Origin of the sequence: Streptosporangium sp. NBC_01639 (assembly GCF_045209755.1) — a bacterium.
Classification (GTDB): Bacteria; Actinomycetota; Actinomycetes; order Streptosporangiales; family Streptosporangiaceae; genus Streptosporangium.
In genome coordinates, this window is the sequence record NZ_CP109272.1 from 2706150 (window position 1) to 2732946 (window position 26797).

25 protein-coding genes, 1 tRNA gene and 2 riboswitches are annotated in these 26797 nt (G+C 70.8%); of the genes, 19 read left to right on the forward strand and 7 right to left on the reverse strand.

Features of this window, described 5'->3' with window-relative positions; all coding sequences use genetic code 11:
* Window positions 1–115: 115 nt before the first annotated feature.
* Genes OHA77_RS12140 through OHA77_RS12155 form a run of 4 tightly spaced genes read left to right on the forward strand, consistent with a single transcriptional unit; the run spans window position 116 to window position 4650 of the window.
* Window positions 116–1015 carry a nitrilase family protein gene (locus OHA77_RS12140; RefSeq protein WP_406318116.1) on the forward strand — a complete coding sequence of 300 codons (900 nt, stop codon included), beginning with the start codon at window positions 116–118 and terminating at the stop codon, window positions 1013–1015.
* Window positions 1015–2205 carry a hypothetical protein gene (locus OHA77_RS12145; RefSeq protein ID WP_406318117.1) on the forward strand — a complete coding sequence of 397 codons (1191 nt, stop codon included), beginning with the start codon at window positions 1015–1017 and terminating at the stop codon, window positions 2203–2205. Before OHA77_RS12140 ends, OHA77_RS12145 begins: the two co-directional genes overlap by 1 nt.
* Before the next feature lie 14 nt (window positions 2206–2219).
* Window positions 2220–3620, forward strand: a complete 1401-nt coding sequence (locus OHA77_RS12150) for an amidase (protein ID WP_406318119.1) — start codon at window positions 2220–2222, stop codon at window positions 3618–3620.
* Entirely contained in the window at window positions 3613–4650 is a 1038-nt protein-coding gene (locus tag OHA77_RS12155) for an alpha/beta fold hydrolase (RefSeq protein WP_406318120.1), read from the forward strand. The genes OHA77_RS12150 and OHA77_RS12155 overlap by 8 nt, the downstream gene beginning before the upstream one ends.
* Before the next feature lie 320 nt (window positions 4651–4970).
* Here OHA77_RS12155 and OHA77_RS12160 read toward each other — a convergent pair whose 3' ends face one another.
* Window positions 4971–5723 (reverse strand): hypothetical protein, encoded by a 753-nt coding sequence (locus tag OHA77_RS12160; protein ID WP_326820521.1) that lies wholly within the window; start codon window positions 5721–5723, stop codon window positions 4971–4973.
* Between the two features lie 39 nt (window positions 5724–5762).
* The gene (locus tag OHA77_RS12165) at window positions 5763–6494 is read right to left on the reverse strand and encodes an FCD domain-containing protein (RefSeq protein ID WP_326820520.1); all 732 of its coding nucleotides are present in this window, start codon (window positions 6492–6494) and stop codon (window positions 5763–5765) included.
* Between the two features lie 74 nt (window positions 6495–6568).
* Here OHA77_RS12165 and OHA77_RS12170 point away from each other — a divergent pair, with 74 nt between their 5' ends.
* From OHA77_RS12170 to OHA77_RS12180, 3 genes are read left to right on the forward strand one after another with little or no spacing between them, the layout of a single operon-like run.
* Window positions 6569–7912: a glutamine synthetase family protein gene (locus OHA77_RS12170; protein WP_406318121.1), complete on the forward strand. Its 1344-nt coding sequence runs from the start codon at window positions 6569–6571 to the stop codon at window positions 7910–7912.
* A gap of 2 nt (window positions 7913–7914) precedes the next feature.
* Window positions 7915–9258: an aldehyde dehydrogenase family protein gene (locus OHA77_RS12175; RefSeq protein WP_406318122.1), complete on the forward strand. Its 1344-nt coding sequence runs from the start codon at window positions 7915–7917 to the stop codon at window positions 9256–9258.
* A 5-nt stretch (window positions 9259–9263) separates the two neighbouring features.
* Window positions 9264–10028, forward strand: coding sequence for a 3-oxoacyl-ACP reductase (locus OHA77_RS12180; RefSeq protein WP_326820517.1), 765 nt, complete (start codon window positions 9264–9266; stop codon window positions 10026–10028).
* 190 nt (window positions 10029–10218) lie between these two features.
* Here OHA77_RS12180 and OHA77_RS12185 read toward each other — a convergent pair whose 3' ends face one another.
* Complete coding sequence (locus OHA77_RS12185) at window positions 10219–11721, reverse strand: MFS transporter (RefSeq protein WP_406318123.1); 1503 nt, start codon at window positions 11719–11721, stop codon at window positions 10219–10221.
* A 116-nt stretch (window positions 11722–11837) separates the two neighbouring features.
* Here OHA77_RS12185 and OHA77_RS12190 point away from each other — a divergent pair, with 116 nt between their 5' ends.
* Window positions 11838–12458, forward strand: coding sequence for a TetR/AcrR family transcriptional regulator (locus OHA77_RS12190; protein WP_406318124.1), 621 nt, complete (start codon window positions 11838–11840; stop codon window positions 12456–12458).
* Between the two features lie 191 nt (window positions 12459–12649).
* Here OHA77_RS12190 and OHA77_RS12195 read toward each other — a convergent pair whose 3' ends face one another.
* Window positions 12650–13006 carry an ArsR/SmtB family transcription factor gene (locus tag OHA77_RS12195; protein ID WP_406318125.1) on the reverse strand — a complete coding sequence of 119 codons (357 nt, stop codon included), beginning with the start codon at window positions 13004–13006 and terminating at the stop codon, window positions 12650–12652.
* A 243-nt stretch (window positions 13007–13249) separates the two neighbouring features.
* Here OHA77_RS12195 and OHA77_RS12200 point away from each other — a divergent pair, with 243 nt between their 5' ends.
* The 6 genes from OHA77_RS12200 (at window position 13250) to OHA77_RS12225 (ending at window position 20857) form a co-directional block, all read left to right on the forward strand.
* On the forward strand, window positions 13250–14710 hold the full coding sequence (locus tag OHA77_RS12200) for an MFS transporter (RefSeq protein WP_406318126.1): 1461 nt from the start codon (window positions 13250–13252) through the stop codon (window positions 14708–14710).
* 180 nt (window positions 14711–14890) lie between these two features.
* The gene (locus OHA77_RS12205) at window positions 14891–15586 is read left to right on the forward strand and encodes a gamma-glutamyl-gamma-aminobutyrate hydrolase family protein (protein WP_406318127.1); all 696 of its coding nucleotides are present in this window, start codon (window positions 14891–14893) and stop codon (window positions 15584–15586) included.
* 90 nt (window positions 15587–15676) lie between these two features.
* Window positions 15677–15775, forward strand: a riboswitch (glycine riboswitch).
* A riboswitch (glycine riboswitch) is annotated at window positions 15776–15870 on the forward strand.
* Window positions 15871–15903: 33 nt separating this feature from the next.
* Complete coding sequence (gene gcvT / locus OHA77_RS12210) at window positions 15904–16995, forward strand: glycine cleavage system aminomethyltransferase GcvT (RefSeq protein ID WP_406318129.1); 1092 nt, start codon at window positions 15904–15906, stop codon at window positions 16993–16995.
* The gene (gene gcvH / locus OHA77_RS12215) at window positions 16992–17381 is read left to right on the forward strand and encodes a glycine cleavage system protein GcvH (RefSeq protein ID WP_406318130.1); all 390 of its coding nucleotides are present in this window, start codon (window positions 16992–16994) and stop codon (window positions 17379–17381) included. The genes gcvT and gcvH overlap by 4 nt, the downstream gene beginning before the upstream one ends.
* A gap of 79 nt (window positions 17382–17460) precedes the next feature.
* On the forward strand, window positions 17461–18837 hold the full coding sequence (locus OHA77_RS12220) for an L-serine ammonia-lyase (protein ID WP_406318132.1): 1377 nt from the start codon (window positions 17461–17463) through the stop codon (window positions 18835–18837).
* A 130-nt stretch (window positions 18838–18967) separates the two neighbouring features.
* Window positions 18968–20857 (forward strand): hypothetical protein, encoded by a 1890-nt coding sequence (locus OHA77_RS12225; protein ID WP_406318134.1) that lies wholly within the window; start codon window positions 18968–18970, stop codon window positions 20855–20857.
* A 185-nt stretch (window positions 20858–21042) separates the two neighbouring features.
* Here the strand turns inward: OHA77_RS12225 and OHA77_RS12230 are convergent, their stop codons facing one another.
* Window positions 21043–21660, reverse strand: a complete 618-nt coding sequence (locus OHA77_RS12230) for a DUF6286 domain-containing protein (RefSeq protein ID WP_406318135.1) — start codon at window positions 21658–21660, stop codon at window positions 21043–21045.
* 151 nt (window positions 21661–21811) lie between these two features.
* Here OHA77_RS12230 and OHA77_RS12235 point away from each other — a divergent pair, with 151 nt between their 5' ends.
* Complete coding sequence (locus OHA77_RS12235; protein ID WP_406318137.1) at window positions 21812–23005, forward strand: amino acid deaminase/aldolase; 1194 nt, start codon at window positions 21812–21814, stop codon at window positions 23003–23005.
* Window positions 23006–23104: 99 nt separating this feature from the next.
* On the opposite strand, the gene OHA77_RS12240 is transcribed toward OHA77_RS12235, so the two are convergent.
* A complete protein-coding gene (locus OHA77_RS12240; protein WP_406318138.1) occupies window positions 23105–23443 on the reverse strand; it encodes a DUF3618 domain-containing protein in 339 nt (112 codons plus the stop codon).
* A gap of 112 nt (window positions 23444–23555) precedes the next feature.
* Between OHA77_RS12240 and bcp the strand changes: the two genes are divergently transcribed.
* Both bcp and OHA77_RS12250 read left to right on the forward strand, forming a co-directional pair.
* Complete coding sequence (bcp, locus tag OHA77_RS12245) at window positions 23556–24020, forward strand: thioredoxin-dependent thiol peroxidase (protein ID WP_326820504.1); 465 nt, start codon at window positions 23556–23558, stop codon at window positions 24018–24020.
* A 53-nt stretch (window positions 24021–24073) separates the two neighbouring features.
* Window positions 24074–24147 (forward strand) — tRNA-Leu (locus OHA77_RS12250).
* A gap of 183 nt (window positions 24148–24330) precedes the next feature.
* On the opposite strand, the gene OHA77_RS12255 is transcribed toward OHA77_RS12250, so the two are convergent.
* Window positions 24331–24573, reverse strand: coding sequence for a hypothetical protein (locus OHA77_RS12255; protein WP_406318140.1), 243 nt, complete (start codon window positions 24571–24573; stop codon window positions 24331–24333).
* A 166-nt stretch (window positions 24574–24739) separates the two neighbouring features.
* Between OHA77_RS12255 and OHA77_RS12260 the strand changes: the two genes are divergently transcribed.
* Both OHA77_RS12260 and OHA77_RS12265 read left to right on the forward strand, forming a co-directional pair.
* The gene (locus tag OHA77_RS12260) at window positions 24740–25945 is read left to right on the forward strand and encodes a sensor histidine kinase (protein WP_406318141.1); all 1206 of its coding nucleotides are present in this window, start codon (window positions 24740–24742) and stop codon (window positions 25943–25945) included.
* Window positions 25946–25987: 42 nt separating this feature from the next.
* Window positions 25988–26662 carry a response regulator transcription factor gene (locus OHA77_RS12265; protein WP_326820501.1) on the forward strand — a complete coding sequence of 225 codons (675 nt, stop codon included), beginning with the start codon at window positions 25988–25990 and terminating at the stop codon, window positions 26660–26662.
* The last annotated feature ends 135 nt before the right edge of the window (window positions 26663–26797 follow it).

Here is a 26797-nt window from a genome sequence, read left to right on the forward strand (position 1 = left end):
AGCCTCGCTTTCCGGGTCAGGTATCACGATAGGCCCTCTTGACGGCGTACCGAAGCGGAGTCCATGCTAACCCAAACGTTTGGCCCAAACGTTTGGGTTCTGGAAGGAACGTGAAATGACCGACGTAGCGGACCCGCCTGTCAGCCCGGCCCGAGTGGCGGTGGTCCAGTTCGATCCCCAGGTCGGCTTGGACAATCGTGCGGCCAACACCGATCGGGCGCTCTCGCTCGCCACCCGCGCGGCCCAGGACGGGGCGACACTGATCGTCCTGCCCGAGCTGTCGACCACGGGATACAGCTTTCGCGACCGCTCCGAGGCATACGAGCACGCCGAAGGAGTCCCGGACGGGGCGACCGTCAAGGCGTGGGAGTCCTTCGCCCGCGAACACGGGGTGCACCTGGTCGGCGGCCTGGCCGAACGCGACGGTGTGCGGCTCTACGACACCGCTGTCCTCGTGGGCCCGGACGGATACGTCGGCCGCTACCGCAAGACCCATCTGTGGAACCGGGAGAAGCTCTGGTTCACGCCCGGTGACCTCGGCTTTCCCGTTTTCGAGACCCCGATCGGCCGCATCGGCCTGCTGATCTGCTGGGACATCTGGTTCCCCGAGGTGCCGAGACTCCTGGCCCTGCAGGGAGCGGACATCATCTGCAGCGTCAACAACTGGGTCTGGACGCCCCCTCCGATCTTCGACGAGACCGGCCGGTGCATGGCCTCGTACCTGACCATGACCGCCGCGCACGTGAACAACGTCTTCATCGCCGCCGCCAACCGGGTCGGCACCGACCGGGGCGCCCGTTTCCTGGGCTGCTCCCTCATCGCCGGCACCAACGGCTGGCCCATCGGTCAAGTGGCGGGCGCCGAGGAGGAGACCATCCTGACGGCCGACATCGACATCGTCTCCGCGCGGAGCGCGCCGATCTGGAACCAGCTCAACGATCTGGTCCGCGACCGGCGTGGCGACCTGTACGACCCGATGCTCGGTTACACGATGGGCCAGGCGGCGCCGCGCTGATGGCCGCCACCATCGCACCGGCCCGCCTCGGCGCGCGACGGCTGAGCGCCGCGGCCGCGGTCGTCGCGGCGGCGGCCCTGCTGGCCACGTCGCTGGCGGCCGCACAGCCCGCCCTGCCGTCGCTCGTCCCGGGCTACGCCTCCTGGGGACTGGGATACACGGACCCGACCTGGTACGCATACTGGATTCTCGGCGACATCACCGAGCCGACCCTGGTGAAGTCGGCGCTCGGCGGCCTGCTGATGGTCGCCGGGGCCACGCTGGCACACGTCGCCCGGCGCCGCGGCCGGCGGTGGCAGGGGTTCGCGTTGGCGTGCGGCACGGGCGACCTGTGGCCGTGGGTGCTGGTCGCCGCCGGCATGGGACTGCTGGCCAGCAACCTGCTCTGGGGCTGGACTCTGGGCGGCTGGCAGCCGACCTTCGCCCCGCTCGTGTCCGTCCCGCCCGCCCTCGTGATGGTGTACGGCCCCGGCTGGCGCGTCGCGACGACCGGTGCCGCCCTCGGCGCGATGCTGGTCACGCCGATCGCTCTGGTGCTGGTGAACCTGGTGTGCGTACCGCTGAACATGTCGCCCGTGGTCGGAAGCACCCTGGCCATGTCACTCGGCGGGCTCGCCGCCTTCTGGCTGTGCCGGCGGCTGCCCTGGTTCCCGCCACCACGCACGACGCGCACCGCACCGCCGCACCGAGCGGAGGAGACGCCGGCCCGGTACGGACCCTCCTGGGTGCCGCGCCGCATCCTGGCGGACTTCACCGAATCGCACTTCTACGGCAACGAGTGGGCGGGAGCGGGCCTGCTGCTGGGCTGCGTCCTGCATTTCCTCCTCAACCCCGCGGCGCCCGTATACGGCAGCGGGCTGTTCCCCCAACTGCTCGCGACGCAGGTGCTGACCGCCGCCTGCGGGGTTCTGTTCTGGGGCGGACGGTGGGCGTCCAGCGGCTGGTACCCGACCTTCGTCCCGATCGTCTCCGTGGCACCGGCCACCGTGCTGGCCTTCGGCGGCACGCTGCCGTCGATCGTGGCTGGGGCCGTGCTCGGCGCCGCCGCCGCTCCCCCGCTCGCGGCGGCGCTGGCCCGGCGGCTGCCGGACGACGTCCAGCCCATGGTCGCCTACACCGCGGCCATGGCCGTGTGCACGGCGGCGATCATCCCTCTCCTCGGCCTGCTTCCCGGCTTCCACCTCACATGACCGGAAAGGACTCCATGCCGACACCCAGCGTTGGCGAGCGACCGCACCTCGGCCGGCGCGGACACTTCGCCGGCCGTACGATCTCCGAGCTCGCAGAGGATCTGCGCGCGGGACGCACCACGTCGGTGGAGCTGACCCGGCACGCGCTCGACGCCGTCGCAGCGCTGGACCCCCTGCTCAACGCGTTCGTCACCGTCGATGCGGAAGGCGCACTGGCCGCGGCCGGCGATGCCGACAGGGAGCTGGCGTGCGGCACCGACCGGGGGCCGCTGCACGGCCTGCCTGCCGGGGTGAAGGACGTCATCATGGTCGTGGGTCTGCCCGCGACCATGGGCTCGCGGCATTTCGCCGAGTACGTCGCCGACGCCGACGCCGTCTCCGTGACCCGGCTGCGTCAGGCCGGAGCGGTCATCGTCGGCAAGACCACCACCCACGAGTTCGCGTACGGCCCGACCGGCGACTGCTCGGCCACCGGCCCGTCGCTCAACCCGTGGGACGCCTCCCGCATGTCGGGCGGGTCCAGCGGGGGCAGCGCGGTGGCCGTGGCAGCGGGCATGGTCCCGCTCGCGCTCGGCACTGACACCGGCGGCTCGTCCCGCGTCCCCGCGGCGCTGTGCGGGATCGCCGGCTTCAAGCCTGCCTACGGCGCCATCCCGGCCGACGGCGTGTTCCCCCTGGCGCGATCCCTGGACCACGTCGGCGTGCTCGCGGGCCATAGCCAGGACTGCCTGCTCGCCTATCGTGCCCTCACCACGCCGGACCCCGGCCGGGGAACACCCGGCACCGGGCTCGCACCGGCCGCCCGGCCGGGAGTCACCTGGCTTGATCCCGCCGCCTTGTTCCCCTGCGACCCACGCGTGATCCGTACGGCACGTCAAGCCCTGACGTCCGTGGCCGGCGCGGTGACCGAGCACCGGCTGTCCGCGGAGGACGCCGGCGACCTGAAGGAGGCGTTCACCGCCATCCAGAGCCGCGAGGTGGTCGCCGTGCACGCGGACCGCATGGCGAAGCGCCCCTCTCTGTTCGACGGCGAGGTGCTGCAGCGCCTGCGGGCCGCCGCCACGATCCCCCAGCGGCGGTACGAACGCGCCTTGGCGACCAGGACCCGGCTGGCCGACATGGTCGGCGCCCTGTTCGAGCACCATGACGTGCTCGCGCTGCCGACCGTGCCCGTCACCGCCCCGCCACTCGGCTGCCGGAAACTCGACGTAGACGGCACGCTCGTCGCCGTACGAGAAGCCCTGCTCTCGCTGACCAGCCCGTGGAACCTGCTGGGCCTGCCGGCGCTGAGCATCCCCGCGGGGACGGTGGACGGCCTGCCGGTCGGGCTCCAGCTCATCTGCCGTCCCGGACACGAACAGCACCTCTTCCAAACCGCCGCCTCTTGCACTTCACCTGGAGAGATCAATGCATGACACCTTTGAACTGCCGGCTTTCGAACTCGACGGCGGCGCCGTCCTCGACCCGGCACGGCTGGCCTACAAGACCTACGGCGAGCTGAACGACACCCGCACGAACGCCGTACTCTTCCCCACCTGGTTCGCCGGGGACCACACCTCCAACGAGTGGCTCATCGGTCCGGGCAAGGCGCTCGACCCGCGCGAACACTTCGTCATCGTGCCCAACCTCTTCGGCAACGGCGTGTCCTCCTCGCCGTCCAACACCCCCTCCCCCCATGACGCCGCGGGCTTCCCCGCCGTCACGATCCGCGACAACGTGCGCGCACAGCACCGCCTGGTCACCGAGCACTTCGGCATCGAGCGGCTGGCGCTGGTGCTCGGCTGCTCGATGGGCGCCCTGCAGACATACCAATGGGCGGTCAGCCATCCCGACATGGTCGAGCGCGCCCTTCCGTTCTGCGGAGCGCCGCGGACGTCGCCGCACAACGCGGTCTTCATCGAGAGCCTGCGCGCCACTCTCACACTCGACGCCGCCTACGAGAGCGGGCACTATCGGACGCAGCCGCTGGCGGGGATCAGGGCGTTCGCCCGCGTGTACGCCGGCTGGGGTTTCTCGCAGGCCTTCTACTGGGAGGAGACATACCGGCAGCTCGGGTTCGACTCGCTGGCGGAGTTCCTGACCGGCTTCTGGGAGGCCAACTTCATCGGCCAGGACGCAGGCGACCTCCTCGCCATGCTCCGTACCTGGCAGGACGCCGACGTCTCGACCACGCCCGGACTGGCGGGCGACATCGAACGCGCCCTCGGCTCCATCCGGGCCGAGGTCCTCGCCCTGCCTGCGGAGAAGGACCTGTACTTCCCGCCGGAGGACGAGGTTCGCGCTGCCCGCCACATCCCTCATGGTCAGGTACGCGTGATCCCCGGCGTCTGGGGCCACCTCACGGGTGGCGGCGCCGATCCCGTGAACGCCGCCTTCATCGACGACGCCGTCCGCGACCTCCTCGCCACGCCTTCGCCCGCCGCCCTCGCGCCTGCCCGACCATGACGATCGCCATGCTCCGGCTCTCGGCCGAGCCGGCTGATCAGGGGGCGGTCAGTTGATCATCGCCGCCTGAGGCCACGGCCCGGCCTGAGCGCCACGGCCACTGCGCTGCACCCCGGGCGCGGGCGGTTGTTCCTGCCGACGTACCTTCGGGAACCGCACCGGCCCGCCCGGGACAGCACGCACCCTCGGCGGCGGACGCGGTAAGAGCGGCGAGCTTGAGCGACTTGCGTCCTCGCAGGTCGCTACCGCCCGTGGCGATGCCCTGCGGATGGTCGATCACGCGGCCGAGATGTCACCCGCGGGTACGGCGGCCCGCCCGCTCAGCGGCGGATCCTGCGCCGGGTGGAGGGGAGGTCGTGGCGGCCCGAGACGAACTCCTGGAACGCGATCTTGGCGCGGATCACCGGGCGGCGCCAGCGCTCCTCCCGGCGTTCGGCCGTGGCCATCTTCCGGGGCCGGGGGCGGCGGGCACCGGACGCCATGAACCAGTGGGCCCAGGGCGACCCCGGCCGCGCCAGCCGCAGGGCGCCGGGGATCAGCAGGAGGGGGACGAACAGACCGGCCAGACCGGTCCAGATCTTGCCCTTGAGCAGCGTGACCACCGCGAGCACGAGGTTGACCACGATGATCCCGGTGGCGAGCCAGGTGCCTGGCAGAGTGCCGTAGGAGCCCTCCCAGCCGAGCGGGCGCAGACCGAGCAGGAGCAGGCCGGTGATCGCGACCGCGATGAAGACGGCGTCGACCGATGTGCGGCCCTCCTCCTCCCAGTAGACGTCGCGCAGGTGCAGGATCAGCGCGAACTCGTCCAGGATCAGGGCGGCGCCGATGCCGAAGATGCCCGCCGTCACGGCGTACCAGCTCTGCGAGATGCCAGAGACGATCAGACCCGACACCCCGCCGAGCATGGTCAGCACCACGCCGAACACCACGTGGTGGATGTGCATCTCGCCGACGCTGACGTTGCCGAACCAGCCGATCTTGGCGCGGATGAGCCGGACGTTGATCCGGGTGAACACGAAGGCGACGATCAGCGCGACGAAGAAGCAGAACAGCGGAAGCCGTCCTGCGTCCACGATTCGTTGCCTGAACAGATCCCCCACTGTTTCACCAGATTATGCGAGAAACCCTCTCAGCAACGCTGCGGTGCCCTCAAGATGCTCGGCGACCGCGCGCCGCGCGGCGTCGGGGTCCTGGGCCAGGACCGCGGCTACGATCGCCTCGTGCTGGGTGGCGGCGTGTTCGATGTTGCGCTGGAGCACCGGGATCGCGTTGAGCAGATCGGTGACCCGGAGCCTGGCGTCGGCGCAGGTCGCGGCGAGCAACGGGGAACCGGTCAACTCGGCGACGGCCAGGTGGAAGGCCGTGTCGAGGCGACGGTAGTCGTCGGGCCCGGCCTCGTTGACCTCGCGCAGCCGCAGGAGCAGCGTGGCGCGCCCCGCCTCGTCCAGCCCCGCGGTGGCCAGCACCTGGGCGGCACCGCACTCCACGGCCATCCGGAAGGTGAGCGCGTCGGCCAGGTCGTCGGTCCCCATGTCGGTCACGGCCCTGCGCAGGTCCCCCCGGCGGGGTCGCGGCGGGGAGTAGATGACGAACGCGCCGCCGTACCTGCCGCGCCGTACGGTGAGATAGCCCGCCTCCTGCAGGGCGCGGATGGCCTCGCGGAGGGTGACCCTGCTGATCCCGAGCCGCACCGCGAGCTCCCGCTCCGGCGGCAGCTTCTCGGTCACCACACCGAGTTTGATCGCCTGGAGCAGCCGTTCCACGGTCTCCTCGAACGCGTTTCCCGCACGTACCGGCCGCAGCACGGTCGCCAGCCGCCGCGACTCGTCCAATCTCGTCCCCACCCTTGACAAGAGATCCCCCTGTGGAACTCAATGGTCTGACATTAGCCCAATAAGGCTCCGGCAAGGAGGGCTGCGTGGACGTCGGCGAGCTTCACGACGAGGTGCGGGCGGGACGGATCGACACCGTGCTGCTGGCGGTCGTCGACATGCAGGGCCGCCTGCAGGGGAAACGGCTGTCCGCGCGCTACTTCCTGGAGGAGGTGCTGCGGCACTCCTCCGAGGGCTGCAACTACCTGCTCGCCGTGGACGTGGACATGAACACGGTGGACGGCTACGCGATGTCGTCATGGGAGCGCGGATACGGCGACTTCGTGATGAGACCCGACCTGTCCACCCTGCGCCGGGTGCCGTGGCAGGAGGGTACGGCCCTGCTCATGGCCGACCTGGTGTGGGAGGACGACTCGGACGTGACCGCCTCGCCGCGGCAGATCCTGCGGCGGCAGCTCGACCGGCTGGGCGGGCGGGGCTGGGACGCGTTCGTCGGGACCGAGTTGGAGTTCGTCGTCCACAACGACACCTACGAGGAGGCCTGGCGGCGCGGCTACCGCGACCTGACCCCGGCCAATCTCTACAACGTCGACTACTCCCTCCTCGGCACCGCCAGGGTCGAGCCGCTGCTGCGCCGGATCAGGCTCGGCATGGAGGGCGCCGGGATGTACGTGGAGTCGGCCAAGGGCGAGTGCAACCTCGGCCAGCACGAGATCGCCTTCCGCTACGCCACCGCGCTGACCAGCTGCGACAACCACGTCGTCTACAAGAACGGCGCCAAGGAGATCGCCGCCCAGGAGGGCATGTCGATCACCTTCATGGCCAAGCCGAACCAGCGCGAGGGCAACTCCTGCCACATCCACATCTCACTGCGGGACTCAGGCGGAGAGCCCGTCATGGCCGGAGACGGCCCGCACGGGCTGTCGGAGACCGGACGGTGCTTCATCGCCGGGCAGCTCGCCTGCCTGCGCGAGCTCACGCTGCTCTACGCCCCGAACATCAACTCCTACAAGCGGTACGTGGCGGGCAGCTTCGCCCCCACCGCGGTCAGGTGGGGCGTGGACAACCGGACCTGCGCGCTGCGGCTGGTCGGGCACGGGCCGTCGCTGCGGATCGAGAACCGGGTGCCCGGCGGCGACGTCAACCCCTACCTGGCCGTCTCGGCGCTGGTCGCGGCCGGGCTGTACGGCATCGAGAACGGACTTTCCCTCGCGGAGCCGTTCGCCGGGAACGCCTACGTCTCGGACGCGGAGACCGTGCCGCGCAGCCTCCGGGAGGCCCTGGAGCTGTGGGAGGGCTCCGAGATCGCCCGCACCGCCTTCGGCGAGGACGTCGTGGCGCACTACGCGAACAACGCCCGGGTCGAGCTGGCCGCCTTCGACGCGGCGGTCACCGACTGGGAGCTGTTCCGGGGATTCGAACGGATGTGAACGTGAAGATCATCAATCCGGCCACCGAGGACGTGCTCGCCGAGGTCGAGGCGGCGGACCCCGCCGAGGTGGACCGGGCGGTGGAGCGTGCCAGGCTTGCCTTCGCCACCTGGCGCACCGTCGGCCCGGGTGACCGCGCCCGGCTGCTGCGTGCCTTCGCCTCGCTGGTGGAGCGGCACGCCGAGGAGCTGGCCCAGTTGGAGGTCGCAGGCGCCGGGCACCCGGTCGGCAACGCCCGCTGGGAGGCGGGCAATGTCCGTGACGTGCTGAACTTCTACGCCGGGGCGCCCGAGCGCGACCACGGCAGGCAGATCCCGGTCGCCGGCGGGCTGGACGTCACCTTCCAGGAGCCGCTGGGCGTCGTCGGTGTGATCGTGCCGTGGAACTTCCCGATGGTCGTCATGACCTGGGGGGTGGCCCCTGCCCTGGCGGCAGGCAACACCGTGATCGTCAAGCCCGCCGAGTGGACGCCGCTGACCGCCCTGCGCCTGGCCGAGCTGGCCCTGGAGGCGGGCCTCCCGGAGGGGGTCCTCCAGGTCCTGCCCGGGACGGGCGAGGTGGCGGGGGTCCGGCTGGTCGAGCACCCGGACGTGGCGAAGATCGTGTTCACCGGCTCGACCGAGGTCGGCAAGGAGATCGCGGCCAGATGCGCCGCGCAGGTCAAGCGGATCACCCTGGAGCTGGGCGGCAAGAACGCCAACGTGGTCTTCGCGGACGCCGACCTGGAGAAGGCCGCCGCGACCGCGCCGTACGCGGTGTTCGACAACGCGGGCCAGGACTGCTGCGCGCGCTCCCGGATCCTGGTCGAGCGATCGGTGTACGACGACTTCCTGGAACGGCTCGCCGCGGCGGTGCTGAAGGTCAGGGTCGGCGACCCGCGCGAGGAGAGCACCGAGATGGGCCCGCTGATCAGCGCCGCGCACCGCGACCGGGTGGCCTCCTTCGTCACCGGCCCGGTCCACCTGCGGGGGACCTGCCCGCAGGGGCCGGGCTTCTGGTTCCCGCCCACGGTCCTCACCCCCGAGGTGACCGACCCGGCGTTCACCGAGGAGATCTTCGGCCCGGTGGTGGCGGTCGTGCCGTTCGACGACGAGGCGCACGCCGTACGGCTCGCCAACGACACCCGGTACGGCCTCAGCGGCTCCATCTGGACCCGGGACGTCGGCCGCGCGCTCCGGGTGGCCAGGGGCATCGAGGCGGGCAACCTCAGCGTCAACTCCCATTCGAGCGTCCGCTACTGGACTCCGTTCGGCGGCTTCAAGCAGTCCGGGCTCGGCCGGGAGCTGGGTCCGGACGCCCTGTCCGCGTTCACCGAGACCAAGAACGTCTTCATTTCGGAGGATTGACAGCCATGCAGCGTTTGCAGGACCGGGTCGCCGTCGTCACCGGCGCGGGGAGCGGGATCGGTCTGGCCACCGCACGCCGGTTCGCCCAGGAAGGCGCCCACGTCGTGTGCGTGGACCTGGACGAGACGACCGGCCCGGCGGCGGCGGCCGAGGTCGGCGGCCTCTTCGTCAGGGCCGACGTCACCAGCGAGGACGACGTCGTCCGGATGTTCCAGACCGCGTCCGACACCTACGGCGGCGTGGACATCGCGTTCAACAATGCGGGCATCTCCCCGCCGGAGGACGACTCGATCCTGGAGACCGGCCTCGACGCCTGGCGCAGGGTCCAGGAGGTCAACCTCACCTCGGTCTACCTGTGCTGCAAGTACGCCATCCCGCACATGCGGCGCAGGGGCAAGGGGTCGATCATCAACACCGCGTCCTTCGTGGCCGTGATGGGCTCGGCCACCAGCCAGATCTCCTACACCGCCTCCAAGGGAGGAGTGCTGGCCATGTCCCGCGAGCTCGGCGTCCAGTTCGCCCGCGAGGGCATCCGGGTCAACGCCCTGTGCCCGGGGCCGGTCAACACACCGCTGCTGCGGGAGCTGTTCGCCAAGGACCCCGAGCGGGCGCAGCGCCGCCTGGTGCACATCCCCCTCGGCCGGTTCGCCGAGGCCTCCGAGATCGCCGCCGCGGTGGCGTTCCTGGCGTCGGACGACGCGAGCTTCATCACCGGATCGGAGTTCCTGGTGGACGGCGGCATCTCGGGCGCCTACGTCACGCCGCTCTGACATCCGCTCCGCTCCGCTCCGAAGGCGGGGATTCCCGCCTGCCGCGTATGCGGCCGGTGCGCAGGGTCCGGCGCGGCGGACACCGGAACCCGACCGAGGGACAGCACGAAAGCGGGCCCGGAGGATCACCCTCCGGTGAAAGCGCGCCAAGACAACTCGGCGGGATTCCCGAGACCCTTGCCATGCCTGGTCAGGCGACCTCGGTGGGCAGCGGGGCATCGTCGGCGGCGGGGGTTGCGGCGATGCCTCGGCGCGGCTGGGCCAGTGCGGCAGCGATGGCCACCGTGCCGATCGCGCACACGGCGGCCGTTCCGTACAGCGCGAGGTGCAGGGCGTGGGTGAATCCGGCGGCCAGCACAGCGGGATCGCCGTGGGACAGGTCTCCCGCGGCGACCTTGGCGGCCAGTTCGGCGGAGCCGACGCGGGTGCCGATCAGGCTGACCAGGACCGCGCCGAACACGGCGATGACGATGGCCTCGCTGCCGATGCGCATGGTGTTGAGGAACCCGGTGGCCATTCCGGCGCGCTCGGGTTCGACGAGGCTCATCGCCATTCCGTCACCCACGCCGAACGACAGCCCGGCGCCCAGGCCGATCAGCAGCAGCGGTCCGGCGATGACGGCGGTGGGGGTGGAGGGGCCGATCACGGTGAGCCACGCGTTCCCGGCGGCGAACATCGCCAGCGCCGCCGTGATCAGTGCGCGGGCCGACACGCCCCGGTTGACCAGCCCCCCGGCCAGCGGCGGGGCCAGCAGTACCGGTCCGGTCATCAGCAGCAGCACCGTCCCGGCCCGCTGGGCGGACAAGCCGCCCGCGCCCATCAGATAGGTGGGCAGATAGGTCAGCAGCGTCACGAAGCCGAAGGTCGTCACCACCGGCACCATGCACAGCGCCAGGAACCGGCGGTTCCTCACCAGCGACAGGTCCAGTAGCGGGGCGGCGGAGCGCGACTGCACGACGAGGAAGACCACCAGCAACCCGACCCCGGCGACCAGCAGCGCCAGCACACCAGGGCTCGACCAACCCAGGTCCGGGCCCTGGACCGCACCCAGGACCAGCGCGCCCAGCCCGGCGACGAACACCACCGCACCGGTCACATCCAGCCGGGGGCGCTGCTGGGCGCGCGACTCGGCGACGAATCCGACGCCGGCCAGCGCCACCGCCACCACGACCGCGTGCAGCCCGAAGGTGGCGCGCCAGCCCAGTGTGCTGACCAGCCAGCCCGACAGGGTGGGCCCGGTTGCCAGGCCGAGCCCCGCGGCACTGCCGAGGGCCGCGAAGGCCCGGGTGCGAGCGGCGCCGTCGAAGGTGGTGGCCAGGATCGCGCCGCCGCTGGCGAACACCCCGGCCGCGCCGATGCCCGACAGGGCACGGGCGATGTCCAGCAGGACGATGCCGGGGGCGGCCACTGCGGCCAGCGAGCCGATGGCGAACAGCCCCGCGCCGGCCGCGAAGGTTCGGCGGCGACCCACCAGGTCGGCCATGGACCCGGCGACCAGCATGAACGAGGCGAACGTCAGGTTGTAGGCGTTCATGACCCATTGCAGAGGCGCGCCCGCGGTGTGCAGGTCCGCGCCGATGCCGGGCAACGCGACGGCTGCTCCGGAGATGGACATCGGCACGGTGACGAAGGCCAGCAGCACCACCGCCAGAGTGATCGCCGGACGGGAGCGTCCGGTGGGGGCGGTTGTCACGAGTTCAGACTCCTTCAGGGGAGGTTCGACAGCCACAATCGGCCACCAAGGAGACAGTGCCACTAAGTGGCGTTAGCTGTCAAAGCGCAACAGCCTTCGAGTGGTAACCTCATGGTGTGAGCGATGACCTGCGTGACCTGCCGCTACGCGAACGCAAGAAGCTGCGCACTCGCCGAGCCCTGGCCGAGTCCGCGCTCCGCCTGTTCACCGAACGTGGATACGACGCCACCACGCTGGACGATCTGTGCGATGCCGTGGAGGTGTCCAAGCGCACCTTCTTCCGCAACTACCCCTCCAAGGAGGACGTCGCGCTCGCCGCTGACAGCGACCTGTGGTCGGCCTATCTGGACAGCGTGGTCACCCAGGAACTGAACGGCCCACTGCTGGAGGCCCTCCGCGTGGCACTGGACGCCACCCTGGGTGCCATGGACCTCGACTGGGATCGCCGCTTCCTGGCCACCCGCGCGTTGTCGGAAGCCGTCCCCGCCCTGCAGGCACACAGCCTGGGTTACTGCCAGGACACCACCAGAGCCCTGGTCGAGGCGGTGGGCAACCGTTCCGATACCGACATCGACGAGGTGCGCCTCCACCTGATCGTGGAGATCTTCGTGGCCGCCTGGCGCACGGCTTCCCTGCGCTGGACGGCCCAGGGCGGCCACGGCGGACGCGACGCCTTGACGAAACTGGTCGAGGAGACCTTCGCCGAGATCCCCGCCGCGCTCGCGTCCTCCGCCTAGCGATCATTGGTCGTCAAGGTCCCGCGCAGCTGGCCGAGTCCGGTGTTCGGCGGACCAGGCAACGTGACGTGCCGGACGGCGAAGCGGGCTTCGAGGTCGTCGCGGACGGCGTCGGCGGTCCGGAGCCAGCACGGTGTTCGCCGGCGCCCCCATGCAGCAAGGACGGCGGGCGGGCGCCGGAGGGCCGCCTTTCAGCCGCCGGAACGGGCCTGAGCGCTGACGGCCTGAGCGGCCTCGTCGCCGAGGGCACCGGTCAGGATGGCCTCGAGCAGCCCGGGATAGCGCGTGTCGAGGTCCTCGCGGCGCAGCGTGAGGAGATTCTCCCGGCCGGAGGGGTGCTGCCAGATGACGCCGCTGTCCCGTAGCACCCGCCAATGGTGGGTCATGGTCGACTTCGACGTCACGCCCAGGACGCTCAGGACGCTGCTGCAGTTGTGCTCCCCGCCGGCGTCGAGCACCCGGACGACGGCCAGTCGCAAGGGACTCCCCAGCGCCGACAGGACGTCTTCGATCCGGATCTGATCACGGTCTGGATGGCGGAAGCCCATGCTCCGACTGTACCGCGACCGTCGAACCATCGCGTTTGGGCCGACCTCCTCGACTCACCTCCGACGGTGCCCCTGACGTGCATGAACTCCCTGCTGCGTGGTCCGTTCCAGCCGACCTTCCCCAAGGGGCGGACTTGCCAACAGTCCTACTGTACGCAAATATACGTACGAATTCGATCGGACGGGCCCCACCCCCGTCCGCCCCTGAGCCCCGAGAACCAGACCTGAGAAGGGCGCACTCACATGTCCACTTCATCCACGCTGCAAGGGGAGACCTCGGGCAGCGCCAAGCGGCGGCCGGGCTGGATCCTGGCACTGCTGGCCCTGGCGCAGCTGATCTACTCGCTCGACCTCAACATCGTGTTCGTCGCGCTTCCCGAGATCGGCTCGGACCTGGGCTTCCCGGGCCAGACCCAGCAGTTGGTGGTCAGCGCGTACGTCGTCTTCGCGGGCGGTTTCCTGCTGTTCGGCGGGCGTGCGGCGGATCTGCTGGGCCGCCGCCGGATCTTCGTGCTCGCCCTTGCCCTCTACGCTGCCTCCTCGCTGGCGGGCGGACTGGCGGGCAGCCCCGGCGTCATCATCGCCGCCCGCGCCATCCAGGGCATCGGCGGAGCCCTGCTGCTGCCGGCCACCCTCTCACTGATCAACACCCTTTTCGCCGAGGGCCCCCAGCGCAACCGGGCGCTCGCGGTCTGGGGCGGCGCCGGAGCCAGCGGCCTGACCCTCGGCGCGCTGCTCGGCGGCGTGCTCACCGAGAACTTCGGCTGGCCCGCCGTCTTCTACGTCAACGTCCCCCTCGCCGGGCTCGTCGCGCTGGCCGCCCTGTACGTCGTCCCCCGCGACTCCGCCCAGGGCCCGCGCCGCAAGTTCGACTTCCCGGGTGCGCTCAGCGCCACCGGTGGTGCCACTCTGCTGGTCTTCGCCCTTGTCGAGGGACCCGAACTGGGCTGGGGCAACCCGTTGGTGATCGGCGCCTTCGTGCTGGCCGCGGCGCTGCTGGCGCTCTTCGTGGTCGTCGAGGCTCGCAGCGCCGATCCGCTGATGCCGTTCCGGCTGTTCCGCAACCGCAGCCTGACCGTCGGCATGACGGTCACCTTCATCTATATGGCGACCTTCGGCGTCCTGCCCTACTTCCTCACCGTCCTGATGCAGAGCGTGCACGGCTACAGCGCCCTGCAGACCGGGCTCGCCTTCCTCATCCCCTCCCTCGCCATCGCCACCGGCACCCAGCTCGGCGAGCGCCTCGCCACCCGGATCGGCAACCGCGGCACGCTGCTGATCGGCTTCGTCGTCGGCGTGGTCGGCACGGCCGGGCTCGCCTTCGGCTTCGACGCAGGCGCCGGCTACGGCCTGCTGGTGCCCGGGCTCATCGTCTCCGGGGTGGGACAGGGCATCGTCTGGACCGCCATGTGGATCGCCTCCGCCACCGGCACCGCGGCCCATGAGCAAGGCATCGCCAACGGCGTCGCCTCCACCACCCTCAACATCGGCAACGCCATCGGCTTGGCGATCTTCACGGTGATCGCCGACATCGGTACCGAGGGCAAGACCGGCCAGGCGCTGCGCGCCGCCACCGCAGACGGCGAATTCCTCGTCGTACTGCTGACCGCGGCCGGAATGGTCGCCGGGCTACTCGTCGTCCTCAATCTGCGACCCCGTTCCACCGCCGCGCCACAGGACGAGGAGATCCTCGCGACCCGCTGATCGCCGTCTGCGGCGGCGGTGCCGTTCTCGGTGATCCAGCCGATCGGAGCGGGCCACGGCACGAAGACCCTGGACTGCCATAGGCAGGGCCTCCCGTTGCCCGCGCCATGCCCTGGCATCGATAGCGTGCCGGGACGCGGGCAGGTGGCCCGCGTCCCGGCACCCTGCGAGAAAGAGATCATGTCCCGTCCCGTCATCGGCATCACCTGCTACGTCGAGCCCGCGAAGTTCACCGTCTGGGAGATGACCGCCGCGCTCCTGCCGTACACCTATGTCGACCATGTGGTCCGCGCGGGCGGGCAGCCGGTGATCCTGCCCCCGGCGGGCGACCCCGCCGCGCTGGCCGGACGGCTGGACGGGCTGATCCTGGCCGGCGGCGGAGACGTCGATCCGGCCCGGTACGGCGCGGCCCCGCACGAGCGGACCAGTCATGTCCGGACGTTCCGCGACGACGCGGAGACCGGGCTGGCGCGGGCGGCCCTGGAGCGGGGCATCCCGTTCCTGGGGGTCTGCCGGGGGCTTCAGGTCCTCAACGTCGCCCTCGGCGGCAGCCTGCGCCAGCACCTGCCCGACGTGGTCGGCCACGGCGGGCACGCCCCGGCCCCCGGGCGGTTCGGCCGGATGCCGGTGCGGCCGGTCCCCGGCAGCCGGCTCGCCAAGATCCTCGGTTCCGAGAGCGTGGACGTGGCCCATTACCACCACCAGGCCGCCGACCGGCTGGGGTCGGGCCTGACCGCGACCGCCCACGCCGAGGACGGCACGGTGGAGGCGGTGGAGCTGGCGGACCACCCGTTCGCCGTCGCCGTCCAGTGGCACCCCGAGGCCGACGACGAGAGCCTGCTGTTCGAGGAACTCGTACGGCAGACCCGTCCCTGACCTGTACGGCCGTCCACGGCGCCGAGAAACACATCGCTCCGAGGATTTCGCTCGGCCGGTGCGGACGGTTAGGCTGGTCGCGACACCGATGAATCCCGTGCGGGAGAGCGTCCTGACATCCAGGCCAGGACCCCTGAAGGAGCAAGCCCTCCCCGCAAACCTCTCAAGGCAAAGGACCGTGCGGGTAGGTGCTCTCTGGAAAGCAGGCCCGGTGGCCTCGCCGAAGGTGAAAGTCCGGCAAAAAACGGGCGAAGCTCTCAGGCATCGATGACAGAGGGGGAGGATGCTCTCATCTGTCCCCTGCCTGAGGTGCGAACATGTCCCGACCTACGCCGCTGCGCGGCGTCCACGAGGCCCTCGGTGCGACGCTGACCGACTTCGCGGGCTGGCTGATGCCGCTCCGCTACGGTAGCGAGTCCACCGAGCACAACGCGGTCCGCCAGGCGGCGGGCCTGTTCGACCTGTCCCACATGGGGGAGATCTTCGTGACCGGCCCCCAGGCCGGCGAGGCCCTGGACTACGCCCTGGTCGGCTACATATCCGCCCTGGAGCCTGGCCGCGCCCGCTACACGATGATCGTCGACCCGGCGGGCGGCGTGCTGGACGACCTGATCGTCTACCGCCTGGCCGACGACGAGTTCATGGTCGTCGCCAACGCCTCCAACTACCCCCGGGTCGCCGCCGAGCTCACCGGGCGCGCCACGGCCTTCGACGCCGTGGTGGAGGACCGCTCCGAGCAGTACGCGCTGGTCGCGGTCCAGGGCCCGCACTCCCGCGCCATCCTGGGCGAGCTGACCGACGCCGACCTCGACGGGCTCAAGTACTATGCCGGTCTGCCCGCCGTCGTCGCCGGCCGCGACGCCCTCGTCGCCCGCACCGGGTACACCGGAGAGGACGGCTTCGAGCTGTTCGTCGCGGCCGACGACGCCGAGCCGCTCTGGGCCGCGCTCACCAAGGCCGGCGAGCCGTACGGGCTGCGGCCCGCCGGGCTGTCCGCGCGCGACACCCTCCGGCTGGAAGCGGGTATGCCGCTCTACGGAAACGAACTGTCAGCCGATCTCACCCCGTTCGACGCGGGGCTCGGCCGTGTGGTGAGGTTTGACAAGCCGGGTGACTTCGTCGGCCGGGCCGCCCTGGAACCGCTCAAGGACGTCCCGCCGGCCCGCCGCCTGGTCGGACTGGTCGCGACCGGCCGCAGGGTGCCCCGCCACGGATACCCGGTGGTCGTCGCCGGTGACGGCGCCGTCGCCGGCGTGGTCACCAGCGGAGCGCCCTCGGCGTCACTGGGCAGGCCCATCGCCATGGCCTACGTGGACAACGGCCTGTCCGCCGGTCTGGCGGTGGACATCCGGGGTAATCATGAACCGGTCGACATCGTCGACCTGCCTTTCTACAGGAGGAAAAAGTGAGCAGCATTCCCGAGGACCTGCAGTACACCAAGGAGCACGAGTGGGTCGCGGGTGTCGACGACGGCCTGACCCTCACGGTGGGCATCACCGCCTACGCCGCCGACGCGCTGGGTGACGTGGTCTATGTGCAGGTCCCCGAGGTCGGTGCGACGATCGGCACCGGCGACGCGATCGGCGAGGTCGAGTCGACCAAGTCGGTGAGCGACATCTTCGCCCCGGTGAGCGGCGAGGTGGTCGAGGTCAACCAGGCCGTCGTGGACGACCCGTCCCTGGTCAACAGCGACTCCTACGGCGAGGGCTGGCTGTTCCGCATCCGCCTTGAGGGCAACGCCGACGACCTGCTGTCCGCCGAGGAGTACACGGCGCTCACTTCCGGCGAATCCTGAAAATTCTTCTCTCATGCCGTGATCGTGCGCGCCACCGGGCACGCACGATCACGGCGATGTGAAAGCAGGGACCAGACAGATGGCGATCAGCGTCTTCGATCTCTTCAAGATCGGAATCGGCCCGTCCAGCTCGCACACCGGCGGACCGATGGCCGCCGCACACAAGTTCGCCCGGGGGCTCGACCAGGACGGGCTCCTGGAGAAGACCGCCCGGGTCGAAGTGATCCTGTACGGCTCGCTCGGGCTGACCGGCAAGGGCCACGGCAGCGACAAGGCCGTACTGCTCGGACTGTCCGGTGAGAAGCCCGAGGTCGTCGACGTCGACACCGTCGACGAGCGGCTGGCCGCCATGCGCGCGTCCGGGACGATCTCCCTGTACGGCTCCCGCGAGATACCTTTCGTGGTCGGCGAGCATCTCGTCTTCGAGCGCAAGATCTCGCTGCCGCACCACCCCAACGGCATGCGCTTCACCGCCTTCTCCGAGGCCGGCGAACCGATCCGGGAGAAGGTCTACTACTCGGTGGGCGGCGGCTTCGTCGTGGACGAGAACGCCACCGGCGCCGACCGGATCAAGGCCGACGACACCGTCCTGCCCCACCCCTTCACCACCGCCGCCGAACTGCTCGCCCAGTGTGCGGAGACCGGCCTGTCGATCTCCGGGCTGATGCTGGAGAACGAGAAGGCCTTCGGCCGTTCGGAGCGGGAGATCCGCGACCGGCTGCTGAGCCTGTGGCACGTCATGGCCGAGTGCGTCCGGCGCGGCACCGCCAAGGAAGGCGTGCTGCCCGGCGGGCTGAAGGTCAGGCGCCGGGCCCACCAGCTCCACCGGCGGCTGCAGAGCGAGTCCCCGGAGAAGGACCCGCTGCAGACCATGGACTGGGTCACACTGTACGCCCTCGCGGTGAACGAGGAGAACGCCGCCGGCGGCCGGATCGTCACCGCCCCCACCAACGGCGCCGCGGGCATCATCCCGGCGGTGCTGACCTACTACAACCGCTTCACCCCCACGTCCGACGACGAGGGTGTGATCCGTTTCCTGCTCACCGCCGGGGCGATCGGCGTGCTGTTCAAGGAGAACGCCTCCATCTCCGGCGCCGAGGTCGGCTGCCAGGGGGAGGTCGGCTCGGCCTGCTCGATGGCCGCCGCCGGTCTCACCGAGGTCCTGGGCGGCACCCCGGAACAGGTGGAGAACGCCGCCGAGATCGGCATCGAGCACAACCTGGGCCTGACCTGCGATCCGATCGGCGGCCTGGTGCAGATCCCGTGCATCGAGCGGAACGCGGTGGGCGCGATCAAGGCCATCACCGCCGCCCGGATCGCGCTGCGCGGCGACGGCCGGCACTTCGTGGCCCTGGACAAGGCGATCAAGACGATGCGCGACACCGGCCGGGACATGCTGGACAAGTACAAGGAGACGAGCCGGGGCGGCCTGGCCGTCAACGTCATCGAGTGCTGAGCGGGGCGACTGGCCGCAGTCGCCCCGTGGACAAATAGATCAATCGGCATGAACTTCCCCATCCCGTACAGGATCACCCTGCCCCGCACCTATGCTGGGTGACCTTGTCGCGGAGGCTTGGGAGGTTGCGGTGTCAGCGGGAGCACGCCCGGCGGACTCACCGGGAGCGCGCCCGGCGAACCGCCTCCTCCGTTTCCTCCGCGCCCACTGGCTCTTCCTGGCCGCCCTGGTGGCCGGAGGCGGGCTGCGGGCCCTGGCCGTGCTCGGCTACCGGCCGGCCCTGTGGTTCTGGGCCGACTCCTTCGTCTATCTCGGCGGGGGCCTCGACCCGCGCCCCATGGAGTCGCGCCCCTCCGGCTACTCGCTGTTCCTGTGGGCGCTGCAGCCGCTTTCGAGCATCCAGGCCGTGGCCGTCGTCCAGCATCTGCTCGGCTTGGCCGTGGCCGCCTGCGTCTACCTCCTGCTCCGCCGCCTGGGCGGCCTGCCGGGGTGGGGCGCGACGCTCGCCGCGCTGCCGGCGCTGCTGGACGTCCACCAGATCCAGCTCGAACACCTCGTCATGGCCGACCTGCTGATGGAGTTCCTGGCGGTCGCCGCGGTCACGCTGCTGCTGTGGCGGCGGCGGCCACCGGTCTGGGCCGCCCTGCCGGCCGGGCTTCTGCTGGCCGCCGCGACCGCCACCCGGACGATCGGGCTGCCGTTAATCGCCGTGGTGCTGGTCTGCCTGGTGATCGGCCGTGCCGGATGGAAAGCCGTCGTCGCCACCACGCTGGCCGCCGCGATCGGCCTGGGCGCCTACGCCGTCTGGTTCGAGTCCGAGTACGGCAGCTACGGACTGACCCGGGGAAACGCCTTCCTGTGGGCCCGTACGGTGACCTTCGCCGACTGCGCGACGATCAGGCCCCCCGGACCGGAGGCGGCGCTCTGCCCCACCGAGCCGGTGAGCGAGCGCAAACCGCCACCGGTCTACATCTGGGACGGCGCGTCACCGCTCAACAAGATCAAGGGCAGCTGGGCCGAACGCGACAGGCTCGCCGGCGACTTCGCCGTCCAGGCCATCAAGGCCCAGCCCCTGGACTTCCTGCGGGCAGGCCTGTCCGACGTGGCCCACATCTTCGACTGGGAACGCCGGGTCTACCCCACCCCCGGCCCGCAGAGCGCCTACGTCTTCCCCGAGACGGCCAAGCCCTTCGCCAAGGGGACCGCCTCCCGGGGGAAGACGGCCGAAGAGCTGACGGTGGCCTACCAGGGCTCCTCCGGCGCACCCTCCCTCGTCGAGCCCTACGCCGGCTGGCTGCGCGCCTACCAGGCGTACGGCTCCCTGCGTGGCCCGCTCGTCGCCGTGGTCCTGCTGATCGGCCTCGCCGGTATCCTGATCCGCCGGCGGCGGCTCGGCGGCACCGCGCTGATGCCGTGGGCCACCGGAACCGTGCTGCTGGTCCTGCCGCCCTTCATCGCGGCCTTCGACCACCGCTACGTGGTGCCCGCCCTGCCGCTGCTCTGCCTGGCCGCGGGGCTGGCCTTCGGCAGGCGGACACCGACCGCCCCGGCCGGCGCACGGACGGACGACCCGCCGGACGCGCAGGCGGACGACCAGCCCTGGCCACCGCCGCCGGACGCGCAGGCGGACGACCTGTGGCGGCCGGCGCGGACGGACGACCGGCCGTGGCCGGAGCCCCCGGGCATCCGGGCGGCCGGCCCGTGGCGGTCACCGCCGCCGGACGTGCAGGCGCACCATCGCACCGAGCCCGTCGTCACCGACCGTCCTGCGAACTTTCCCGACGGCGTCCTTGTTCAGCCGCGCCACGAGTTTGGCGACGTCCGTCTCTGGCCCGCAGGTGACCCCGATCCGCAGCCGGGTGCCCCCGACCGACCTGACCTGGATGCGCCGGAGGTCTTCGACTTCTTTAAGCGCGACCCCCAGCATCGCCGTCCCGCTCCCGGTCCTGCTGCCCCACCGCCCCCATCCCAGGGCGCCCATCAGCCACCGGATCGCCACCAGCGTCAGCGCCATGAGTAGCAGCGCGGCCAGCCAGCCCATCCAGGGATGCTCCACCAGATGGCCGGGGAGCCCCTTGTCCAGGATCCGGTCCCCGCGTGGCTGGTGGATCTTTCCTCTCCCCCGGAGGAAACCGTAGAGTCCCGCCCCGGCCAGCACCGCTCCGGTGACGGCCAGACCGATCCGGTTGCCCAGATACGCCTTCATCAGATCCCCCGCCTGCGCAGCCGTACCACGACCTCGCTCTCGCTCAGCGCGCCCAGACTCGCCATCCGATCACCCACCGCCGCACCGACCTGCCGCAGCAGGACGCCGGTCCGGTCCGTGTCGCTGATCACAGTGATCTCGACGTTCCGCCACCCCAGGCGGACCCGCACCCTGTCCACGTCCTCGACCGAACGGGCCGCCGCCCGCAGCGTACGGCGGAGCCCGGATCTGGTCATGCCCATCACCAGTCGCGGATCGGCGGACTCCAGCGGCACCAGACGGGTCCTCCCCGGCAGCGCCGCGAGCGCGAGCATCACGACCCCGGCCACCGTCGCCGCCAGCGCCACGGTGAGCGGACCGGAGTCGGACCAGGTCGCCTCGCCGACCCAGGCGGCGAACTGCCGGTAGGGCATCCGCCCGAACGACGACCCCGTCACCAGACCCGCCACCGTCCCGGTGGCGGCGGCCAGCGCCAGGGACGCCGTCAGGGCGACCACCACACCGGCCGGGGTCCTGCCCGGCCTCAGCAACCGCAGCGACCGGCGGCGGATCGCCTGCAGGTTCTCCCCGCCCGCCGTACCGCCCGTGCTCGCCATGATGTCCTGCAGAGTGCTCATCACCCGGTCAGGTCTACGCGGCTCAGGCATCTCGCACGGGCCCCGACCTGCCACTTGCACGATCTTGGGACCGTCCTGGCAGGAGAATTTACCGCCCGGCGATCAATATGAACCAAACTCACATTCGGTCCGGCGGGGTTATCCTGCCCTCATGGATGACCGCCTGCGCTACGACAGGGCCACCGCACACCTCGACCCACCCTTCGCCGTGCTCGACCTGGCGGCCCTGCGCGCGAACGCCTCCGCCATGGCCCGCCGGGCCGCCGGCAAGCCGATCAGGGTCGCCAGCAAGTCGATCCGCTCCCGCCCCGTCCTGGAACGCATCCTCGCCATGGACGGCTTCACCGGAGTCATGGCCTTCACCCTGCCCGAGGCCCTCTGGCTCGTCTCCACCGGGCTGCGGGACGTGCTCGTCGCCTACCCCACCGCGGACCGCGCGGCGCTGGCCACCCTCGCCGCCGACACCCGCGCCGCGCAGGAGATCACCGTGATGGTGGACCGGGCCGATCATCTGGACTTCATCGAATCGGCCGTCGCCGACGTCCGCGACCGCCACGAGATCCGGATATGTATTGATATCGACGCCGGATACCTCGCCCTCGGCGGCCGATTCCGAGCAGGCGTCCGCCGCTCCCCCATCCGGGAGACCGACCAGGCCACCGACCTCGCCGCCGACGTCGCCAAACGTCCCGGTTTCCGCCTCGTCGGCCTCATGTCCTACGAGGCCCAGATCGCCGGCGTCGGCGACAACCCCCCGGGCAAACCCGCCCTCACCCGGGCCATCCGCTGGATGCAGACCCGGTCACGGCGCGAACTCATCATGCGCAGAGGCAGCATCGTCCGAGCCGTCGCCCAGATCACTGACCTGGAATTCGTCAACGGCGGCGGCACCGGCAGCATCGAGAAGACCACCCGCGAAAAGGCCGTCACCGAGATAGCCGCCGGATCGGGCTTCTTCCATCCCCGCCTCTTCGACTTCTACCGCGACTTCACCGGCCGCCCCGCCGCCCTCTTCGCGCTCCCCGTCGTCCGCCGCCCCGCCCCCGGGGTCGTCACCGTCCTCGGCGGCGGCTACCACGCCTCCGGCGCTCCCGGCCCCGACCGTCTCCCCCAGCCCTACCTGCCCTGCGGGCTCCGCTACGATCCCGACGAAGGCGCCGGCGAGGTCCAGACCCCTCTCCTCGGCCAGGCGGCCGAGGACCTCCGCGTCGGCGACCGTGTCTGGTTCCGGCATGCCAAAGCCGGCGAACTGTGCGAACGCTTCGCCCGCCTCCACCTCATCGACGGCGACGAGATCACCGACGAGGTCCCCACCTACCGCGGCGAAGGCCAGACCTTCCTCTGACCTCCGGCCGTCCGACCGGCGGACACCCTCGGCCCCGGTGCGAAGGGACGCCACCGGCCGCCGCCTCCGACCCGACCCGGTGCGGACACCGGCACCGGGTCACCGGCTCCGGCGCCGCCAGAGCATGATCACCGCACTGACCGCCAGCACCGTACCCAGACCGATCAGGACCGGCGCCAGATCCCGTCGCTCCTCCGCCCACAGATCATCGGGCTCATCCCCCGCCGTCACCGGACGCGGCGCAACCCCCACCGCGTCCCCCACCCTGTCTCCCACCGAGAGCAGGAACTGCTTCGCGTTGGACTCCGCCTTCGCGACGGTCCGCCTCGCGACGTTCTTCGGGCTCACCCGGTCGGCGATGGCGTCGACCGTTTGGGCCAACTCCGCGCGGGTCCGCTCGATCCGCCGCTCCAACTCCGCGGGATCGGTATCCGCCATGACTCTCCCCTCATCGCCCTTGACATAGATCAGTCTGTCAGGTCGGACCTTCCGACGGCACTTCCGGCAGGCCGGTAAGTTGACCCGGGAACGATTCCTCGAAGGAGCACCATTGAAACTCGAGCCAGGCGACGCCGCCCCGGACGTCACGCTTCCCGCCGCCGACGGCACCACCGTGTCCCTGGACACCTACCGCGGCAAGCGGGTCATCCTCTACTTCTACCCCGCCGCGATGACCCCCGGCTGCACCAAACAGGCCTGCGACTTCCGCGACAGCCTCGCCTCCCTGACCTCCGCCGGCGTCGCCGTTCTGGGCGTGTCGAAGGACACCCCGGCCAAGCTCGCCAAGTTCACCGAACGCGACGCCCTGACCTTCCCCCTTCTGTCGGACCCCGACCTGGAGGTCCACAAGGCCTACGGCGTCTACGGTGAGAAGACGATGTACGGCAAGACCTCGCTCGGGGTCATCCGCTCCACCTTCGTCATCGACGCCGACGGCAAAATCGAGAAGGCCCTCTACAACGTGAAGGCCACCGGCCACGTGGCCCGCCTCCGCCGCGAACTCGGCCTCGATTAATGCGGTACGGCTGGCGCCTCCACCTGAACTAGGATGGCGCCAGCCAAGTGGACGGGGCCGTAGTCCAACGGCAGGAGACGCATGACTTAGGATCATGACAGTGCGGGTTCGAATCCCGCCGGCCCCACAGACAAGGACCAGTGGCCACCCCGGCACTGGCATCCGTCGGGCCCGAAGCCCACCTCGGACAGGCGCGCAGCCACACAGCGCTCATCGACGGCAGGATCCGCGGGGTTCCCCGCCTGTGGGTCCCCTGTCCGAATCGGGTTCTCCGCACCTGTCTCCGGCTCTGCCGGAGGCTCCCCGCGTCTCAGCCGGTGCGGCGGAGCAGGAGGGCGAGATGGTGCGCCACTGGTTGAACCCGGTGGGCGCCCGTCCGCCGTGCGGTCGCGACGGGGTTCTCGGGGCTGGAGTGCGGCGGGGTGGCGTGCCGCCGGTCCACGCGGACGGCGCCGTGCCGGTCCGGAGATCGGTCGGTGGCGGTGACCCAGTTGTCCGGGTCGCGCGGCGCATCCTTTTCGCCGCGCGACCCGGCCTGGTTGTGATCCGCCATCACAAACATTCTCCCTTTACTCACCCCGGAGGGTGCTCCCAACGACCATGGTGCCCAAGAAGGGGTAAAGGGGGCGTAAGCGACAGTCAATGTGCGACCTGAGTCGTAGGCGGGGCTCCCCCTTGAGGGGGAAGGGCAGTGATCTGCGGATACGTATCGTGGTGGTGTGTTCGGTAGTCTGCGCGCCTGGAGCAGGCGCCATCCCGGCGTTGTGGACGCCCTGTGGCTGGCGCCGTTCGTGCTGGCCTGCCTGGGCACGGTGGCCATGCCTCTCCTGGAGCAGGGCTCCTATCAGGGCGGCCTCACCCTCTGGGGTCACCTGGCGCTGGGCACGGTGCTGGTCGTCCCGCTGTTCTGGCGGCGCAGCCGGCCGTTGACGGTGTTCGCGGTCGTGTCGTCGGTGAGTTTCTGCCAATGGGCGGCGGGTGTGGAGCCGACACCGTTCAACGTGGCGGTGATCATCGCGATGTACGCGGTGGCGTCACTGTGTTCGGCGCGCTGGGCGATCGCGGCGGGTCTGGTGACGGAGCTGGGGCTGGCGCTCTCCTTCGGTCAGATCACCAGGGATCCGGATCCGGCGAGTTTCGCGAGTGCCTCGGTGTTCGTCGTGGCGGTGTGGATCACCGGGATCTACGCCAACACCCGGCGCCGTTACCTGGAGGGCCTGGAGGAGCGGGCCGAACGGGCCGAGCGGGATCGGGACCAGCGGGCGCAGCTGGCTGCGGCGGCGGAACGGGCCCGGATCGCCCGTGAGCTGCATGATGTGGTGGCGCACAACGTGAGTGTGATGATCGTTCAGGCGGACGGGGCGGGTTACGCGATCGACGGCGCTCCGGAGGAGGCTCGCCGGGCGATGCAGGCGATCTCCGCGACGGGCCGGCAGGCGCTGGCGGAGATGCGCAGGATGGTCGGGGTGCTGCGGACGGAGGCCGATGGAGCGGTGGCGGTGGACGGGTATGCCCCGCAGCCGGGTCTGGCGCAGCTGGATGAGCTGGTGACGCAGGTGCGCTCGTCGGGATTGCCGGTCGATCTCCGGGTTGTGGGGGCTCCGCAGGAGCTTCCGGAGGGTGAGCAGTTGACGGTGTACCGAATCGTTCAGGAGGCGTTGACCAATTCGCTCAAGCACGGCGGTCCGGGCGCCGGTGCCGTGGTGGAGATGGAGTACGGCGTGCGCGAGCTGGTGCTGCGGGTGACCGACGACGGCCGGGGTGCGGCGGCACCGTGGCGTCCGGGTGGGCACGGCCTGGTGGGGATGCGGGAGCGCACCGCTCTGTTCGGCGGGAGTGTGGAGGCCGGGCCGCAGCCGGGTGGGGGGTTCCGGGTGGTGGCGCGGTTGCCGGTGAGTGAGTCCGGGCGGAGCCGGGCCGCGTGAGGGACGGGACCGGGGTCGCCGGCGGGGACCGGTGAACGGGCGGTGATCCGGGTCATGCTGGTGGACGACCAGGTGTTGCTGCGGACGGGGTTCCGCATGGTCCTCGGCGCCCAGCCGGATATCGAGGTCGTGGCGGAGGCGGGTGACGGGGCCGCGGCGGTCGAGGCGGTGCGGTCGGTCGAGGTCGACGTCGTGTTGATGGATGTGCGGATGCCGGTGATGGACGGGGTGGAGGCGACCCGGCTGATCTGCGCGGCGGACGACAGACCGCGGGTGTTGATCCTGACCACGTTCGATCTGGACGACTACGCGTTCGCGGCGTTGAAGGCGGGGGCCTCGGGGTTTCTGCTGAAGGACGTGCCGCCGTCCGACCTGGTCAGTGCGATCCATTCGGTGCACAGCGGGGACGCGGTGGTGGCGCCGAGCACGACGCGACGGCTGCTGGAGCGTTTCGCCGTACATCTGCCGTCCGCCGGGATGGTGGAGCCGGCCGCGGCGGGCGGGTTGACGGCGCGGGAGCGGGAGGTTCTGGTGCTGGTGGCGCGGGGCCTGTCGAACATGGAGATCGCCGGTCGGCTGGACCTGGCGGAGGCGACGGTCAAGACCCATCTGGGCCGGGTGCTGGCGAAGCTGGGCCTGCGTGATCGGGCCCAGGTGGTGGTGTACGCCTATGAGTCGGGGCTGGTGACCCCGCATTCGGGTCATTCGGGAGGTTAGGGCCTGTTGAGGGTGCGGATCATGAGGTTTCGCCGGACCGGCCCGGTCGCGGGCCGGTGGAGGCCGCCGGACCGGGAGCCCTCCATTTGGTGATCTAGGTTGCTACCCTGCCCGGTACGTCATCGACGGACATGC